This window comes from Phaeobacter sp. HF9A (assembly GCF_011806385.1).
Classification (GTDB): Bacteria; Pseudomonadota; Alphaproteobacteria; order Rhodobacterales; family Rhodobacteraceae; genus Epibacterium.
In genome coordinates, this window is the sequence record NZ_JAATOX010000041.1 from 1 (window position 1) to 14,612 (window position 14,612).

Here is a 14,612-nt window from a genome sequence, read left to right on the forward strand (position 1 = left end):
CCGGTGTCCACCTCGGAGAGGTTTACCACCTCCAGATTGTCAAAACGGGTGGTGCTGTTCTTGACCTTGTCCCACCAGATCTCTGCCGCGCGGCCACCATAGGGGTAGATGACCACCTTGCCCGCCCTGGCGCAGGACTGGCGTATCACCTTCTCGCTCGGCAATCCCAGCGCCACCCAGACATCCAGCTCGCCGCTCAGGCTTTTTTGCCAGATGTCCGGTTCGTCATCGGTGGACAGCCCCTTGGTCATCTCCAGATGCTCATGGGCATTCAGCGCAAAGGCGACCAGCCGCACCATCAGCCGCTCGTCGGTCTCCGAGGGGTGTTTCGCCACCGTCAGCTTGTGGGTCTCATAATAGTGGCGATCCATATCCGATACAGAAAGTTCGACTTTATAAATGGTGGCATTCTGCGCCATGCGTTCTTCCAATTCCGTCAAAGAGTGCGAGGCCTACCCCGTCTGCCGCCCTTTCCAAAGCAGATCGCGCCGCAACACACAAGGGCCGCAGAGGGGGGACGGCCGCGCAGGCTGTCTGCCTGCCGCCCCCCGGATCAGATCCGCCCTCGCCGCATATCCCGTTGCCATCCCCGCATAAATCTGTGCATCAAGTGCGCGATGAAAACCGCGTATCCCTTTTTGCGCCCGGGCATGACCGTGGGCCTATTGGGCGGATCCTTTGATCCGCCGCATCAGGGGCATGTGCAGATCACCCTCGCGGCGCTCAAACGGTTCAACCTCGACCAGCTCTGGTGGCTGGTGACCCCGGGCAACCCGCTCAAGGAAAACCCGCCCGCCTCAATGGCGCGTCGCCGGGCCGCCAGCGCAGAGATCATGCGCCACCCCCGGGTGAAGATTTCCGATATCGAGGCGCGCCTTGACACCCGCTACACCGCCGAGACCCTGCGCGCCCTGCGCAAGACCTATCCGCATGTGCATTTCGTCTGGCTGATGGGGGCGGATAACCTCGCCCATTTTCACCGCTGGAAAGACTGGCGCGAGATCCTCGACACCGTGCCCGTCGGCGTGCTTGCCCGCCCCGAAGAACGCATTTCGGCACGGCTCTCCCCGGCGGCGCGGATCTATGGCAGCGCCCGTATCCCCTCGTCGCAAAGCCGCGCCCTGGCGCGCGCAGAGGCCCCGGCCTGGTGTTTTCTGAACGTGCCGATGGTCGATGCCTCCTCTACCGAGATCCGCAAACGCGGCGAATGGCAGCGATGAGAGGCGAAATTTTTGTGACGCCCCGCGGAAAGCATTTGCCGAATTGTAGGGAATTTGATTCAAAATACGCATCATGATTTCACGCCGCCGTTTTCTCTCCTCCGCTTTCGCCGCTGTTGCCGCCGGTCCTGCCTTGGCCGATGCGCCGCTCTCCACCCCACGCCCAAAGGCGCGCGGGCTCAACCCCTTCAGCCCGGGCATCGAGGGGCTGGACGCGATCCTCAAGAATGCCGGCTTGCGGGGGCAGATCGCCTGCGCCGTGGCCGATGCCAAAAGCGGTGCACTGCTGGAAGAGGTCGGCGCAGACAAGGGTTTGCCCCCCGCCAGCGTCGCCAAGATCGTGACCAGCCTCTATGCGCTGGACACGCTTGGCCCGGGGTTTCGTTTTCACACCCAACTGATCGCGACCGCGCCGATCCAGAACGGCATATTGAAGGGCGATCTGGTCCTGCTGGGCGGGGGCGATCCGACCCTGGATACCGACGCGCTCGCAGATCTCGCCGCCAGGATGAAAGCCGCCGGGCTGCGCGAACTGCGGGGGCGGTTTTTGATCTGGGACGGGATTCTGCCCTATATCGACTCGATCGACCCCGGCCAGCCCGATCACGTCGGCTATAGCCCCGCCGTCAGCGGCATCGCGCTGAACTTCAACCGTGTGCATTTTGAATGGAAACCCGCGGGGGGCCGCTGGGCGGTCACCATGGATGCGCGCACAAAATCCTACCGCCCGGAGGTCTTTACCTCGAAGATCTCCGTCGCGCAGCGGCAATTGCCGGTCTACACCTATCAGGACAAGGCAGGCATCGACACCTGGACCGTGGCCAGTGGCGCGCTAGGCAAGGGCGGGTCGCGCTGGTTGCCGGTGCGCAATCCCGCCCTCTATGCCGGGGATGTGTTCCAGACCCTGGCGCGCGCCCATGGCATCGCCCTGCCCGCGCCCAAACAGATCCGCCACAATCCCGGCGGCACGGTGATCGCAGACCACCCCAGCACGCCGCTGCCAGTGATGCTCCAGGCCATGCTGAAATACTCAAACAACCTGATGGCCGAAATGATCGGCATGACCGCGAGCCTGCACCGCGGCGAACGCCCCAACACGCTGCGAGATTCCGGCCGCCGGATGAGCGCCTGGGCAGAGGCATCGCTGGGCATGCAGCAGTGCAAGATGACGGACCATTCCGGCCTCGGCGAGGACTCCCGCCTGACCGCCAGGGATCTGGTGCGCGCATTGGTCGTGGCGGACAAGAGCGGCGCGCTAAAGCCGCTTCTGAAACCGATCTATCTGCAAGACGCCCAGGGACGCCCCATCAAGAACCACCCGGTGAAAATTGCCGCAAAAACCGGAACGCTGAACTTTGTGTCCGGCCTCGGCGGCTTTGTCACCGCCGAAGACGGTCGCGAGCTGGCCTTTGCGATCTTCTCTGCCGACCTGGATGCCCGCGCGCACATCAGCCGCGCCGAACGCGAACGCCCGCCCGGCGGCAAAGCCTGGAACAGCCGCGCCAAGAAATTGCAGCAAAGCCTGCTGCGGCGCTGGGGCCAAGTCTACGCCAGCTAACATCCGGCCGAGGAACAAAAAAAGGGACCGTCCCGCGATCCCTTCTTCATCTTTTTTCAAATATCCCGGAGCGCGAGGCAGAGCCTCGCCCAGGACAGCGACGCTATACCATATGCCGCGCGCGCGAGCCGCGCTCGATGGCCGCCGCATGCAGGCGATCCACGTTCAGCTCATATCGGATCTCTTCCAGGAGGCGCAGCTCGTTTTCATTCAGCGTTCCGTCCGCCGCCGCCACATCGCATGCCAGCGCATAGCAGGTTTCGTTCAGCCGCTCCGGCAGGATATCCCGCACCAGACCAAACAGCGCGTCCAGCCCGTCTTCCTGCTCGAACAGATCGAACACCGTGCGCGACACCACATTGATCCGATCCGTATCATAGCTGGCAAAAACCGGCAGCATATTGACCGCGTTCTGGATCTTCACCAGCTCCGCGGTGCGGATATTCTCGTCCGATGCAGAGACCGCCACCATCACCGCCACCAGGCAGTCCTCCGGGGTGAGCAGCTGGAGAGTTTCTTCTGTCATCTGTCCGACGTCCTTTATGCGCATTCCGTTGAGGGCAAACATAAGCGGCCACCGCGTGACCTTCAACGGCGAAACCCGGTCTTTGAGCGGCGCGACCTGCGCTCCGCGAGATGTGGCCGAGCGGGCCATGCTTCAAATGCCTCCAAACCCGAGGTTCAGGTTTGGAGGCTGTTTCAAAGGGCGTGACGCCCAAGCAGAACGTCCAGGGCTCAGCGCGCGAACTTCTTGTGTTTCAGGCGCTTGGGCTCCAGCGCGTCCGGTCCCAGACGGCGCTTCTTGTCTTCTTCGTAGTCCTCGAAGTTGCCCTCGAACCACTCCACATGCGCATCCCCCTCAAAGGCAAGGATATGGGTACAGATCCGGTCGAGGAAGAAACGGTCGTGCGAGATCACCACCGCGCAGCCGGCGAAATCGACCAGCGCATCCTCCAGCGCCCGCAGGGTTTCGACGTCCAGATCGTTGGTCGGCTCGTCGAGCAGCAACACGTTTCCGCCCTCTTTCAGCAGCCGCGCCATATGCACCCGGTTGCGCTCGCCGCCCGACAGCAGGCTCAGCTTCTTCTGCTGATCGCCGCCCTTGAAGTTGAAGGAGGAACAATAGGCGCGCGAGTTCACCTGCGCATCGCCCAGCTCGATCAGCTCGGCCCCGCCAGAGATCGCTTCCCAGACCGTATCGCCATCATTGAGGTCATCGCGGCTCTGATCCACATAGGAAAGCTTCACCGTGTCGCCATAGGTGACCGAGCCCTGATCCGGCTGCTCCTGCCCCGTCAACATCTTGAAAAGCGTCGATTTACCGGCACCGTTGGGGCCGATCACGCCGACGATACCGCCCGGCGGCAGCGAGAAGGAGAGCCCTTCGACCAGCTGCTTGTCGCCGTAGTGTTTGCTGAGGTTTTCCACCTCGATCACCTTGCCGCCAAGACGCGGACCATTGGGGATCACGATCTGGGCGCGACCGACCTTTTCCCGCTCGGAGGTATTGGCCATCTCGTTATAGGCGGCGATCCGGGCCTTGGATTTGGCCTGACGGGCTTTCTGGCCCTGGCGCATCCATTCCAGTTCGCGTTCCAGCGTTTTCTGGCGGGCCTTGTCCTCGCGCGCCTCCTGCTGGAGCCGCTTGCTCTTCTGTTCCAGCCAGCTGGAGTAATTGCCCTCGTAGGGGATGCCGCGACCGCGGTCGAGCTCCAGAATCCAGCCGGTGATGTCATCCAGGAAATAGCGGTCGTGGGTGACGCAGAGGATGGTGCCCTTGTAGTCGATCAGGTGTTGTTGCAGCCAGGCGATGGTTTCCGCATCCAGGTGGTTGGTCGGCTCATCGAGCAGCAGCATGTCGGGCGCTTCCAGCAGCAGCTTGCAAAGCGCCACCCGGCGTTTTTCACCGCCCGACAGATCCTTGATCGCCGCGTCATCCGGCGGGCAGCGCAGCGCCTCCATGGAGACATCGACCTGGCTGTCCAGATCCCAGAGGTTCTCGGAATCGATGGCGTCTTGCAGCGCCGTCATCTCTTCCATCAGCTCATCGGTATAGTTCTCGGCCATCTCCACGGCGATCGCGTTGAAGCGATCCACCTTGGCTTTTTTCTCCGCTACGCCGAGCATGACGTTTTCACGCACCGTAAGGTCTTCATCAAGCTGCGGCTCCTGCGGCAGGTAGCCGACGGTCGCCCCCTCGGCGGCCCAGGCCTCGCCGGTGAAATCCTTGTCCATGCCCGCAATGATGCGCATCAAGGTGGATTTACCGGCACCGTTGACGCCGACAACACCGATTTTCACCCCGGGCAAAAAGGACAGGTGGATGTTTTCAAAGCATTTCTTACCGCCGGGGTAGCTCTTGGATACCCCCTGCATGTGGTAGACGTATTGATAGGAGGCCATTTCGATTGCTCCGTGATAGGGGAAGATGGGTTGCCAGAGGTGATAACGCTTGCGCCGCTCAGGAGCAATCGTTGCCGTGCATTTGGCGCGCTGGCGGGCTCCGCCCCAGCCGTGCCATCGTAAAATCAACCAGAGCGGGAGGAAATCCTCAAGAAGCTCTTAACATTTTAGTAATAAATTTAGCGACAAATAGGAGTAGTGGCCGATATACTTATACCCAGTACATCCTAAGGTTAAAAAGGTACATATTCGGATCCGCATGCATCACGGACGGAAAGGACGGTAATACCATGGCAATTGCAGGCATACTGTTCGGAATGATCGCAGGTTTCATCACTGCAAGCATCGGGCTACTCGCCTTTGACTTGTCTTTCTGGATTTGCCTGGCGCTCTACTCTCTGGTTGGCGCCTTCAGCACTCTTGCGATCACCACAATCGCGTATTTTCTTCGCAGCAGCACTGCCGCCTGGCTCAAGGCTGGCAATCAGGAAACCGCGGTCGGCTGAGGCCAGCACATACCAGAGCCGATAGCGCTGCGCGCCCTATTCCTGTGCCTGCGCCTGTTGCATCCGCTTCAGCAGATCCAGAAGCTGCGGCCCCATCGCGGCAACATTTAGCGCTACGCCCCTCGCATTGGGATGAATGTTATCGTCCTGCATGTAGGCTCCGAATTGTGCCGGGTCAGACCCCACCTCCTGCATGATCCCCGCAAAGGCAAGCGGATGCAGGAGCACACCATAGCGCTGCGCCAGATCCGAATAGATCGCGTCAAACTGCGCCTTGTACTCAGCCCCGTAGTTCAACGGCGCCTGCATACCGACGAGCATCACCTCGGCGCCTGCCCCCTGCGCGGCCTCGATGATGTGGGACAGATTGGCGCGGGTGTCCTGCGGCGGCAGCCCGCGCAGCAGATCATTGCCGCCAAGCAGCACAATCACCCCATCCGGGTGATCCGCCAGCGCCCAGTCGATGCGCGCGGCCCCGCCGGCGCTGGTATCGCCCGAAACGCCCGCATTCACCACCTGCACCACCACGTCCTGCGCCGCCAGCCAGCGCTGGAGCTGCGGCACCAGCCCGTCGCCCTGTGCCAGACCATAGCCCTGCACCAGACTGTCGCCAAAGACGGTCAGCTTCAACGGCTCCGCCATGCCTGCCCCCGCCAAGCCCCAGACAAATGTAAATGCCAGTGTAATTTTCTTTAGAAACTTGTGCATTTGATAGGGCACTCCATATCCAATTGAGATCCCTCAAACAGGTTGCGCCCTCATGAGCTCCGACGCCCGCCCCGTTCTCTCGCTTCAAGATGTGCATTTATCGCTGAATGGCAACACCGGCCCGGTGTCAATTCTGGAGGCGATCACCCTGGACGTGCAAAAAGGCGAAACACTGGCGCTGGTTGGCCCCTCCGGGTCGGGGAAATCCTCGCTTTTGATGGTCATGGGCGGGCTGGAGCAGGCCAGCGGCGGCATCGTGCGGGCCATGGGCGAGGATCTCACCCGCATGGGCGAGGACGCGCTGGCGCGGTTTCGGCGTGCTCATATGGGGGTGGTGTTTCAGAGCTTTCACCTGATCCCCACCATGACCGCGCTGGAAAATGTCGCCACCCCGCTGGAGCTCTCTGGCGCGCGCGATGCCTTTGACCGCGCCCGGGCGGAACTGGATGCCGTGGGGCTGGGCCATCGCTGCGACCACATGCCCGCCCAGATGTCCGGTGGCGAGCAGCAGCGGGTGGCCCTGGCGCGCGCGGTTGTGACCCACCCGGAAATCCTCCTGGCGGATGAGCCCACCGGCAACCTGGATCAGGCCAATGGCGCCCATGTGATGGATCTGTTGTTTGACCTGCGCGACCGGCATGGCTCCACCCTGGTGATGGTCACCCATGCGCCGGATCTGGCGGCGCGCTGTGATCGCATCGTGCAGCTGCGCGACGGTTGCATCCTGCCCGAAACCGGGCAAGAGGCCGCGGAATGAGCCCTTCGCGACAGCCATGGCGCGCGCAGCTCCGCCTCGCCTGGCGCTTTGCCCTGCGGGAGCTGCGCGGCGGTCTGCGCGGTTTTCGCCTGTTTCTGGCCTGCCTGGCGCTGGGGGTTGGGGTGATCGCCGCCATTGGCTCCATCCGCGCCTCGATCGAGGCTGGGCTGTCGCGCGAGGGCGCGAGCCTGCTGGGCGGCGATGCCGAGCTGACCTTCACCTATCGCTTTGCCTCTGACGCCGAGCGCGCCTGGATGGCCGACACCGCCACCCGGCAATCGGAGGTGGTCGAATTCCGCTCCATGGCCGTTGTCGGCGAGGAACGCGCCCTGACGCAGGTGAAATCCGTCGATGCCGCCTATCCCCTGCGCGGCGCGGTCACGCTGGTCTCTGGCCTGCCATTGAGCGACGCATTGGCAGAGCGAGACGGCCTGCCCGGCGCGGTGATGGAGCGGGTCCTGGCGGATCGGCTTGGCCTGCAAACGGGCGACGCGTTTCAATTGGGAACCCAAGCGTTTCGCCTTGGCGGCATTCTGGCGTGGGAGCCGGACGCGGCAGGCTCCGGCTTTTCCATCGGCCCGCGCACCTTGGTGCGCACCAAAGCGCTGGCGCAATCGGGCCTGCTGGCGCCGGGAACCCTGTTTTCGACCAAATACCGGCTGACCCTGCCCCGGGAGGCCGATCTGGCTGCGCTCAAACGTGAGGCCAGCGCCCTGTTCAGCGACAGCGGCATGCGCTGGCGCGATGCCCGCAATGGCGCGCCGGGGATTGCCCGTTTTGTCGAGCGGCTCGGCGCCTTTCTGGTGCTGGTTGGCCTATCCGGGCTTGCGGTCGGCGGCGTGGGGGTTTCGACCGCCGTGCGCGCCTATCTGGCGCAAAAGACCGAAACCATTGCCACATTGCGCACCCTCGGCGCGGAACGTCGGGTGATCTTCCTGACGTATTTTTTGCAGATCGGCGTGCTTGCGCTTTGCGGTATCGCACTGGGCCTGGTGCTGGGCGGGCTTGGGCCGCTGCTGCTTGGCCCCTTGATCGCGGCACAGCTACCTTTTCCAGCGGTGTTTTCCGTCTACCCCGGCGCATTGGCGGAAGCTGCGCTTTATGGTGTGCTGACGGCGCTGCTCTTTACCCTCTGGCCGCTGGCCAGGGCCGAGCGGATCCGAGCCGCGGCCCTCTATCGCGACGCGGTGGGCGGGCCGCTGCAATGGCCTGCGCCGCGCTATATCTTCGCCACGCTGATGACATTGAGCCTGCTGATCGCCGCCGCCGCCCTGTTCAGCGGCGCGCCCCGTCTGGCGCTCTGGACGGCGGGCGGGCTGATTGGCGCCCTGCTCGTGCTGCTGGGGGCCGGGCTCGCCATTGGCGCCCTTGCGCGGCTGGGGCGTCGCGCAGCACGGGGCAAACCGGCGCTACGCTGGGCGCTCGCCTCGATTTCCGCGCCGCGCACGGGAGCGATCCCTGCGGTGCTGGCGCTGGGGCTTGGGCTCACCGTGCTGGCGGCCATCGGCCAGATCGACGGCAATATGCGACGCGCCATTGCAGGCAACCTGCCCGATGTGGCGCCCTCTTATTTCTTTGTTGATATCCAGCGCGACCAGATGCCCGATTTTCTCGCCCGCGTCGAAGGCGATCCAGCCGTCAGCAAGGTTGAAAACGCGCCGATGTTGCGCGGCATTATCACCCGCATCAATGACCGCCCGGCCAAGGAGGTTGCCGGCGATCACTGGGTGATCCGGGGGGATCGCGGCGTCACCTATGCCGCCGCCAAACCCTCCAGCACAAAAATTACCGCAGGCGCCTGGTGGCCCGAGGAGTATTCCGGCCCGCCGCAGATCTCCTTTGCCGCAGAGGAAGCCGAAGAAATGGGCCTGAAGCTCGGCGACAGCATGACCGTCAACATCCTGGGCCGCGACATCACCGGCACCATCACCAGTTTTCGCGAGGTGGATTTTTCCAACGCGGGCATGGGGTTTATCCTCACCATGAACGAGGCCGCCCTGCGCGCGGCGCCACATAGCTATATCGCCAGCGTCTATGCCGCGCCCGAAGCCGAGGCGATGATCCTGCGCGATGTGGCCCGCGCCATGCCCAATGTGACCGCAATCCGGGTGCGCGATGCAATCAACCGGGTGTCCGAGATCCTGGGCCAGCTCGCCACCGCCACCGCCTATGGCGCGGCGGCCACCCTGTTCACCGGGTTTCTGGTTCTGCTGGGTACCGCAGCGGCGGCAGAGCCGGAACGGCGCTACGAGGCCGCGCTCCTCAAGACGCTCGGCGCGCCGCGGAGCCAGATCCTGCGCAGCTTTGCGCTGCGCTCGGCCCTGTTAGGCGCGGCGGCGGGCAGCGTTGCCTTGATGGCGGGGCTTCTCGGCGCCTGGTCGATCAGCCATTTTGTACTGGAAACGGATTTCGCGGTGATCTGGCCCAATGCGATCGGCGTCGTGGGCGGCGGGATCCTTGTCACGCTCTTTGCCGGGCTCGCCTATGCGCTGCGCCCGCTTGCCGCCCGCCCGGCTCAGGTCCTGCGCAGCCGTGAATGACGCACCCGTTCAGGCCTGGACCGCAGGCAATTCCGGCTTGGGACAGGCGACCGGCGCCAGGATGCGTTGCAGATCAAAGTTATCGCAGGTCAGGCTTTCCAGCGTGACCCCGTCCAGCGCGGCGTAAAAAGCCTCGCCCGCGCGGCTCAGCGCATCGCGCAGGCGGCAAGCATCCACCAGCGGGCAAGTGTTGTCGGCATCGGCGAAACATTCAACCATCGGCAAGCCGCCTTCGACCTGGCGGAACACATCGCCGATGCAGATCTCGGCGGCAGAACGTTCAAGCCCAAGCCCGCCATTGCGCCCCCGCTGCGTGTTCAGAAATCCAAGCTGGCTCAATTGGTTCACCACCTGCGCCAGGTGGTTTTCCGAAATATTGCACCGCGCCGCGACCTCTGCCTTGGTCACCAGCCGGCCCTCGTTCAACGCGCAATACATCAGCAAGCGGACCGCGATATTTGTTCTCTTGGTAATGCGCATGGACACTCTCCCGCTAACGGTAATAGTGTACTTGTTGCAAATACCGGCAAAAAGCGGTTTGACATACATCAAAACCCGCAAAGAAAATCACAAGGCCCCATGACCCCACATTTCTTTGGCTTCGGCAGCCTCGTCAACGCCGCCACCCATATCTACAGCGATACCAAACCCGCCCGTTTGCAGGGCTGGCGGCGGACATGGGTCAGCACCCCGGCGCGTGACTTGGCCTTTTTGAGCGTCACCCCCGCCGAGGGCCACGCGATCGACGGGTTGCTGGCGGCGGTGCCAAATGGCGATTGGGCGGCGCTGGACGAACGGGAATACGCCTATACAAGGGTCGATGTCACGCCGCAGGTCGATCACGACATGGACCCCTCGCCGCAGATCTCGCTCTATCGGGTGCCGGTTGCCGATCAGGACGCGGGCACGGATCCCGCGCCGATCCTGATGAGCTATCTCGATGTGGTCTTGCGCGGCTATACGCAGGTCTTTGGCGAGGAGGGCGCGCGCGCCTTTGTCGATACAACAGACGGCTGGCACACCCCCATCCTCAATGATCGCGCCACGCCGCGCTACCCGCGCCACCAGGCGATGTCGGACATGGAGCATGCGTTTCACGACGCCTTGATCGCGCATGCGGGCGCGCAGGTTCTGGCGGACAGCGCATGATTTCGCGCAGCCTGCTCCTGCTGCGGCGCATCACGCGTCAGCTGTGGTTTCGGGTTGTGGTGATATCCCTGTTTTCCTTGCTGGCGCTCGCCGTGGCACCGCTGCTGGCACCTATTCTGCCAGAAGGCTGGGACGACCGGTTTGGCCGCGACGCGGTGCTGCCGGTGCTGACGATCCTGGCCTCGGGCATGCTGGCGGTGACAACCTTTTCGCTGAACGTCATGGTCAGCGCCTATCGGACGGCCTCCAGCATGGCGACCCCTCGCGTCTACCGGCTGCTTCTGGAGGATACGGTCACCCAAAGCGTCCTGGCGACCTTTACCGGCGGCTTTGTCTATTCGCTCAGCGCCATCATCCTGTTTCGCGCCAAGATCTACCCGCCCGGCTCTGCCTTTGTGGTCTTTGTCATGACAGCGCTGGTGGTGATGCTGATCGTGCTTGCGATCCTGCGCTGGATTGATCACCTCTCAGATCTGGGCAGCATGGATCACACCCTGCGCCTGATTGAAACCCGCACCCGCAGCAGCCTTGTGGCACGCAAGGAGACCCCCTGCCTGGGCGGCTGCTCCGGCGAGGGCGAACCGCCCTCCGATGCGCGCCCGATTGCGGCTGCCCGCAGTGGGTTTGTACGGTTTATCGACATGGCGGCGCTGAACAGCCGCGCCAAGGAGGCCGGCGTCACGCTCTATCTGACCCGCCTGCCCGGCGAATTCGTGCTCCGGGGTCGCCCCGTCGCAATGGCAGATGGCGCAGAAGAGAGCTTCTGCAAGGAGGCAAGCGGCCTGATTGATATCGGCGATGTACGCAGTTTTGAACAGGACCCGACCTTTGGCCTGACGCTGATGGCGGAAACCGCGCAGCGCGCCCTGTCACCCGGGGTCAATGATCCGGGCACCGCCTATGAGGTCATGGGCCGTATCACGCGCTTGCTGTGGGAAAACCTGCCCGAAGACACCGAGGCCACGAAGGAAAAGGCGAGGTTTCCGCATGTGCATATGCTCCCGGTGACCGCCCAGGCTTTGCTGAAGGCGAGTTTCCCGCCGATCGCGCTCTATGCCAAGGATGCGCCAGAGGTCATGAAATGGATGAAGACCTCGCTGGAAGCACTGGAACATCATCCCAATACCGCGATGACCACCGCCGCGCGCGAGATGTGCGACAGCTATTTTGACAAGGACTGACGCACGCAGGCCCTGACATAAAAAGGGCAGAGCCTGCGCCCTGCCCTTTTTTGTCGTGCGGTGCTGACCGGCCGCAACCGGTGCAGCCCGATCAGTCAGATCAATCGAATCAGCCGCGCGCGCGGATCACCTGCATCAGCGGCAAGAGCGCCGACATATCCGGGCCGCGCTCCATGCCGGTCACCGCCTTGCGCAGCGGCATGAACAGCCCCTTGCCCTTGCGGCCGGTTTTTTCCTTCACGGCAGCGGTCCATTTGCCCCAGCTCTCGCTGTCATAGGGGCCCTCGGGCAGCAGGGCCATGGCCTCGGCGACAAATTCCTCGTCTTCCTCGGCGATCAGCGGCTCTGCGCCATCGCGGCACAGCGCCCACCAGCCGGCGAGATCCTTGAGCGTGGTGATGTTTTCCTTTGCCACGGCCCAGAAGCCCTCCTGCGCGTCGGCAGGAACGCCGAGCGCATCGAGGTCCGCCGCCACAGCCGAGACCGGCAGACTTTGCAGATAGCGCCCGGTCAGCGGATAGAGATCCTCGGCATCAAATTTGGTCGGCGCGGAGCCGAAACGGTTGATGTCAAAGCCCTCGATCAGCTCGGCCATTTCCGTGCGCAGCTCCACCGGATCCGAAGAGCCCAGCCGCGCCATCAGCGACAAAAGCGCCATCGGCTGTACGCCCGCCTCGCGCAGATCGCGCAGCGCCAGCGTTCCCAGGCGTTTTGACAGCGCCTCGCCCTGCGGGCCGGTCAGCAGCGAATGGTGGGCGAACTCGGGGTGACCGTGGCCCAGCGCCGCCATGATCTGGATCTGGGTCGCGGTGTTTGTGACGTGGTCAGAGCCGCGCACCACATGGGTGACGCCCATATCGGTGTCATCCACCACGGAGGCAATGGTATACAGAACCTGCCCGTCGCCCCGGATCAGCACCGGATCAGAGACCGAGGCCGCGTCGATGGAGATGTCCCCAAGGATGCCATCGGTCCAGTCGATCCGCGCCTGATCCAGCTTGAAACGCCAGACGCCATTGCCGCGCTCGGCGCGCAGGGCGTCTTTTTCCGCATCCGACAGCTCAAGCGCGGCACGGTCATAGACCGGCGGCTTGCCCATGTTGAGCTGCTTCTTGCGCTTCAGGTCCAGCTCGGTCGGGGTTTCAAACGCCTCGTAGAAGCGGCCGATTTCGCGCAGCTTGTCTGCGGCCTCGGCGTAGCGATCAAGGCGCTCGGACTGGCGTTCCACCTTGTCCCAGGTCAGGCCGAGCCATTCGAGGTCTTCCTTGATCGCATCGACATATTCTTCTTTCGAGCGCTCCGGGTCGGTGTCGTCGATGCGCAGGATGAAGGTGCCGCCAGCCTTGCGGGCAATCAGGTAGTTCATCAGCGCAGTGCGCAGGTTGCCCACATGGATGTAGCCGGTGGGCGACGGCGCGAAACGGGTGGTGGTCATGGCAAATCTCCTGTTGCGCCTGCTCTGTCACAGGCGCGCAGAATTGTCCAGTTTCACGGAGCTGCGGGCGATGGGGCGCCCCTGACGGGGCGCGGCCTCCGGCGGAGGTATTTCGGGCAAGTTGAAGACCCCACGCATTCGTGATCAGGCGAGGGCGGATCTGCGACCTATCTGCACTAAACTTGTCAGAGATCATTCATCAGGGAGTTCAAGAATGACAGTGAAACTGACCCGTCGCGCGATGCTGGCCAGTGCCGCCGCCAGCCCGATTGTCGCAACCAGCGCCGCCCATGCCGCCGGCCATGAAGATGCGCCAAAGCCCCTGCATGCCCGGGCCTTTACGCTTGGCGATTATACCGTGCACAGCCTGCTGGCCGGCAGCACCGGGCGCGAGGGCGTAAAGGACATCTTTGGCGGTGGCGCCTCGGAGGCGGCGTTTTCGCAGGTGGCGGAGGAGAATTTCATCTCCGATACCGCTGCGCAGTTCTATTTTACGCCGACCCTGGTCGATACCGGCGCCGAGAAGATCCTGTTTGACACCGGCCTGAATGCCGCTGGCATCACCGCGGCGCTGGCGGATGCGGGGGTGACGCCGCAGGAGATCGACGTGGTGGTGCTGACCCATATGCATGGCGACCACATCGGCGGCCTGGTCAATGACAACGGCGCGCCGACCTTTGCCAATGCCCGCTATGTGACGGCAGCGCGGGAATATGATCACTGGACCAAGCTGCCCGAAGGCAATGGCGGCGCGGATCGGGTGCGCGCAACCGTGGTGCCGCTGGCGGAGAAGATGACATTTATCGAGGATGGCGGCAGCGTGGCCTCCGGCGTGACCGGCATGGCCGCCTTTGGCCACACGCCGGGGCATATGGTCTATATGATCGACAGCGGCGAGCAGCAGTTGCTGCTGACGGCGGATATGGCCAACCACTATGTGTTCCCCTTCGCCCATCCCGAATGGCAGACCAGCTTTGATGTGGACAAGGATGCGGCCTCTGCCACCCGGCGCCGGATCATGGAGATGCTCGCCGCCAGCCGCACCCCGATGATCGGCTATCACATGCCGTTCCCGGCAGCCGGTTTTGTCGAAGCCCGCGACGCGGGCTTTCGCTTTGTGCCGGTGAGCTATCAGATGATGGGTTGAGGCGCGGA

The 14,612-nt window shown here is 63.4% G+C and carries 14 protein-coding genes; 8 read left to right on the forward strand and 6 right to left on the reverse strand.

Annotated features, from left to right (window positions below):
* The coding region (locus HCZ87_RS09465) for a YaeQ family protein (protein ID WP_167643511.1) at positions 1-419 on the reverse strand (419 nt) is incomplete at its 3' end.
* A gap of 198 nt (positions 420-617) precedes the next feature.
* Between HCZ87_RS09465 and HCZ87_RS09470 the strand changes: the two genes are divergently transcribed.
* Together HCZ87_RS09470 and dacB are read left to right on the forward strand one after the other, a co-directional pair.
* Positions 618-1,220, forward strand: coding sequence for a nicotinate-nucleotide adenylyltransferase (locus HCZ87_RS09470; RefSeq protein ID WP_167643512.1), 603 nt, complete (start codon positions 618-620; stop codon positions 1,218-1,220).
* A 73-nt stretch (positions 1,221-1,293) separates the two neighbouring features.
* Positions 1,294-2,778 (forward strand): D-alanyl-D-alanine carboxypeptidase/D-alanyl-D-alanine-endopeptidase, encoded by a 1,485-nt coding sequence (gene dacB / locus HCZ87_RS09475; RefSeq protein ID WP_167643513.1) that lies wholly within the window; start codon positions 1,294-1,296, stop codon positions 2,776-2,778.
* A 103-nt stretch (positions 2,779-2,881) separates the two neighbouring features.
* Here the strand turns inward: dacB and HCZ87_RS09480 are convergent, their stop codons facing one another.
* Together HCZ87_RS09480 and ettA are read right to left on the reverse strand one after the other, a co-directional pair.
* Positions 2,882-3,304, reverse strand: a complete 423-nt coding sequence (locus HCZ87_RS09480) for a tellurite resistance TerB family protein (protein WP_167643514.1) — start codon at positions 3,302-3,304, stop codon at positions 2,882-2,884.
* A 209-nt stretch (positions 3,305-3,513) separates the two neighbouring features.
* Complete coding sequence (gene ettA / locus HCZ87_RS09485) at positions 3,514-5,181, reverse strand: energy-dependent translational throttle protein EttA (protein WP_167643515.1); 1,668 nt, start codon at positions 5,179-5,181, stop codon at positions 3,514-3,516.
* Positions 5,182-5,471: 290 nt separating this feature from the next.
* On the opposite strand from ettA, the gene HCZ87_RS09490 reads away from it, so the two are divergent.
* Positions 5,472-5,687 carry a hypothetical protein gene (locus HCZ87_RS09490; RefSeq protein ID WP_167643516.1) on the forward strand — a complete coding sequence of 72 codons (216 nt, stop codon included), beginning with the start codon at positions 5,472-5,474 and terminating at the stop codon, positions 5,685-5,687.
* Positions 5,688-5,723: 36 nt separating this feature from the next.
* Here HCZ87_RS09490 and HCZ87_RS09495 read toward each other — a convergent pair whose 3' ends face one another.
* Positions 5,724-6,329, reverse strand: coding sequence for an arylesterase (locus tag HCZ87_RS09495; RefSeq protein WP_254868588.1), 606 nt, complete (start codon positions 6,327-6,329; stop codon positions 5,724-5,726).
* A 118-nt stretch (positions 6,330-6,447) separates the two neighbouring features.
* On the opposite strand from HCZ87_RS09495, the gene HCZ87_RS09500 reads away from it, so the two are divergent.
* Both HCZ87_RS09500 and HCZ87_RS09505 read left to right on the forward strand, forming a co-directional pair.
* Entirely contained in the window at positions 6,448-7,152 is a 705-nt protein-coding gene (locus tag HCZ87_RS09500) for an ABC transporter ATP-binding protein (protein ID WP_167643518.1), read from the forward strand.
* Positions 7,149-9,692 (forward strand): ABC transporter permease, encoded by a 2,544-nt coding sequence (locus tag HCZ87_RS09505; RefSeq protein ID WP_167643519.1) that lies wholly within the window; start codon positions 7,149-7,151, stop codon positions 9,690-9,692. The genes HCZ87_RS09500 and HCZ87_RS09505 overlap by 4 nt, the downstream gene beginning before the upstream one ends.
* Before the next feature lie 9 nt (positions 9,693-9,701).
* Here HCZ87_RS09505 and HCZ87_RS09510 read toward each other — a convergent pair whose 3' ends face one another.
* Positions 9,702-10,172, reverse strand: coding sequence for an Rrf2 family transcriptional regulator (locus HCZ87_RS09510; protein ID WP_167643520.1), 471 nt, complete (start codon positions 10,170-10,172; stop codon positions 9,702-9,704).
* 99 nt (positions 10,173-10,271) lie between these two features.
* On the opposite strand from HCZ87_RS09510, the gene HCZ87_RS09515 reads away from it, so the two are divergent.
* Both HCZ87_RS09515 and HCZ87_RS09520 read left to right on the forward strand, forming a co-directional pair.
* On the forward strand, positions 10,272-10,841 hold the full coding sequence (locus HCZ87_RS09515) for a gamma-glutamylcyclotransferase family protein (protein WP_167643521.1): 570 nt from the start codon (positions 10,272-10,274) through the stop codon (positions 10,839-10,841).
* Positions 10,838-12,022: a DUF2254 domain-containing protein gene (locus HCZ87_RS09520; protein ID WP_167643522.1), complete on the forward strand. Its 1,185-nt coding sequence runs from the start codon at positions 10,838-10,840 to the stop codon at positions 12,020-12,022. The genes HCZ87_RS09515 and HCZ87_RS09520 overlap by 4 nt, the downstream gene beginning before the upstream one ends.
* Before the next feature lie 109 nt (positions 12,023-12,131).
* Here HCZ87_RS09520 and gltX read toward each other — a convergent pair whose 3' ends face one another.
* The gene (gene gltX / locus HCZ87_RS09525; protein WP_167643523.1) at positions 12,132-13,457 is read right to left on the reverse strand and encodes a glutamate--tRNA ligase; all 1,326 of its coding nucleotides are present in this window, start codon (positions 13,455-13,457) and stop codon (positions 12,132-12,134) included.
* Between the two features lie 214 nt (positions 13,458-13,671).
* On the opposite strand from gltX, the gene HCZ87_RS09530 reads away from it, so the two are divergent.
* A complete protein-coding gene (locus tag HCZ87_RS09530) occupies positions 13,672-14,604 on the forward strand; it encodes an MBL fold metallo-hydrolase (protein WP_167643524.1) in 933 nt (310 codons plus the stop codon).
* The last annotated feature ends 8 nt before the right edge of the window (positions 14,605-14,612 follow it).

Coding starts and splice junctions, on each gene's coding strand:
- HCZ87_RS09470 (WP_167643512.1), top strand. CDS start 618: ATGAAAACCGCGTATCCCTTTTTGCGCCCGGGCATGACCGTGGGCCTA.
- dacB (WP_167643513.1), top strand. CDS start 1,294: ATGATTTCACGCCGCCGTTTTCTCTCCTCCGCTTTCGCCGCTGTTGCC.
- HCZ87_RS09480 (WP_167643514.1), bottom strand. CDS start 3,304: ATGACAGAAGAAACTCTCCAGCTGCTCACCCCGGAGGACTGCCTGGTG.
- ettA (WP_167643515.1), bottom strand. CDS start 5,181: ATGGCCTCCTATCAATACGTCTACCACATGCAGGGGGTATCCAAGAGC.
- HCZ87_RS09490 (WP_167643516.1), top strand. CDS start 5,472: ATGGCAATTGCAGGCATACTGTTCGGAATGATCGCAGGTTTCATCACT.
- HCZ87_RS09495 (WP_254868588.1), bottom strand. CDS start 6,329: ATGGCGGAGCCGTTGAAGCTGACCGTCTTTGGCGACAGTCTGGTGCAG.
- HCZ87_RS09500 (WP_167643518.1), top strand. CDS start 6,448: ATGAGCTCCGACGCCCGCCCCGTTCTCTCGCTTCAAGATGTGCATTTA.
- HCZ87_RS09505 (WP_167643519.1), top strand. CDS start 7,149: ATGAGCCCTTCGCGACAGCCATGGCGCGCGCAGCTCCGCCTCGCCTGG.
- HCZ87_RS09510 (WP_167643520.1), bottom strand. CDS start 10,172: ATGCGCATTACCAAGAGAACAAATATCGCGGTCCGCTTGCTGATGTAT.
- HCZ87_RS09515 (WP_167643521.1), top strand. CDS start 10,272: ATGACCCCACATTTCTTTGGCTTCGGCAGCCTCGTCAACGCCGCCACC.
- HCZ87_RS09520 (WP_167643522.1), top strand. CDS start 10,838: ATGATTTCGCGCAGCCTGCTCCTGCTGCGGCGCATCACGCGTCAGCTG.
- gltX (WP_167643523.1), bottom strand. CDS start 13,457: ATGACCACCACCCGTTTCGCGCCGTCGCCCACCGGCTACATCCATGTG.
- HCZ87_RS09530 (WP_167643524.1), top strand. CDS start 13,672: ATGACAGTGAAACTGACCCGTCGCGCGATGCTGGCCAGTGCCGCCGCC.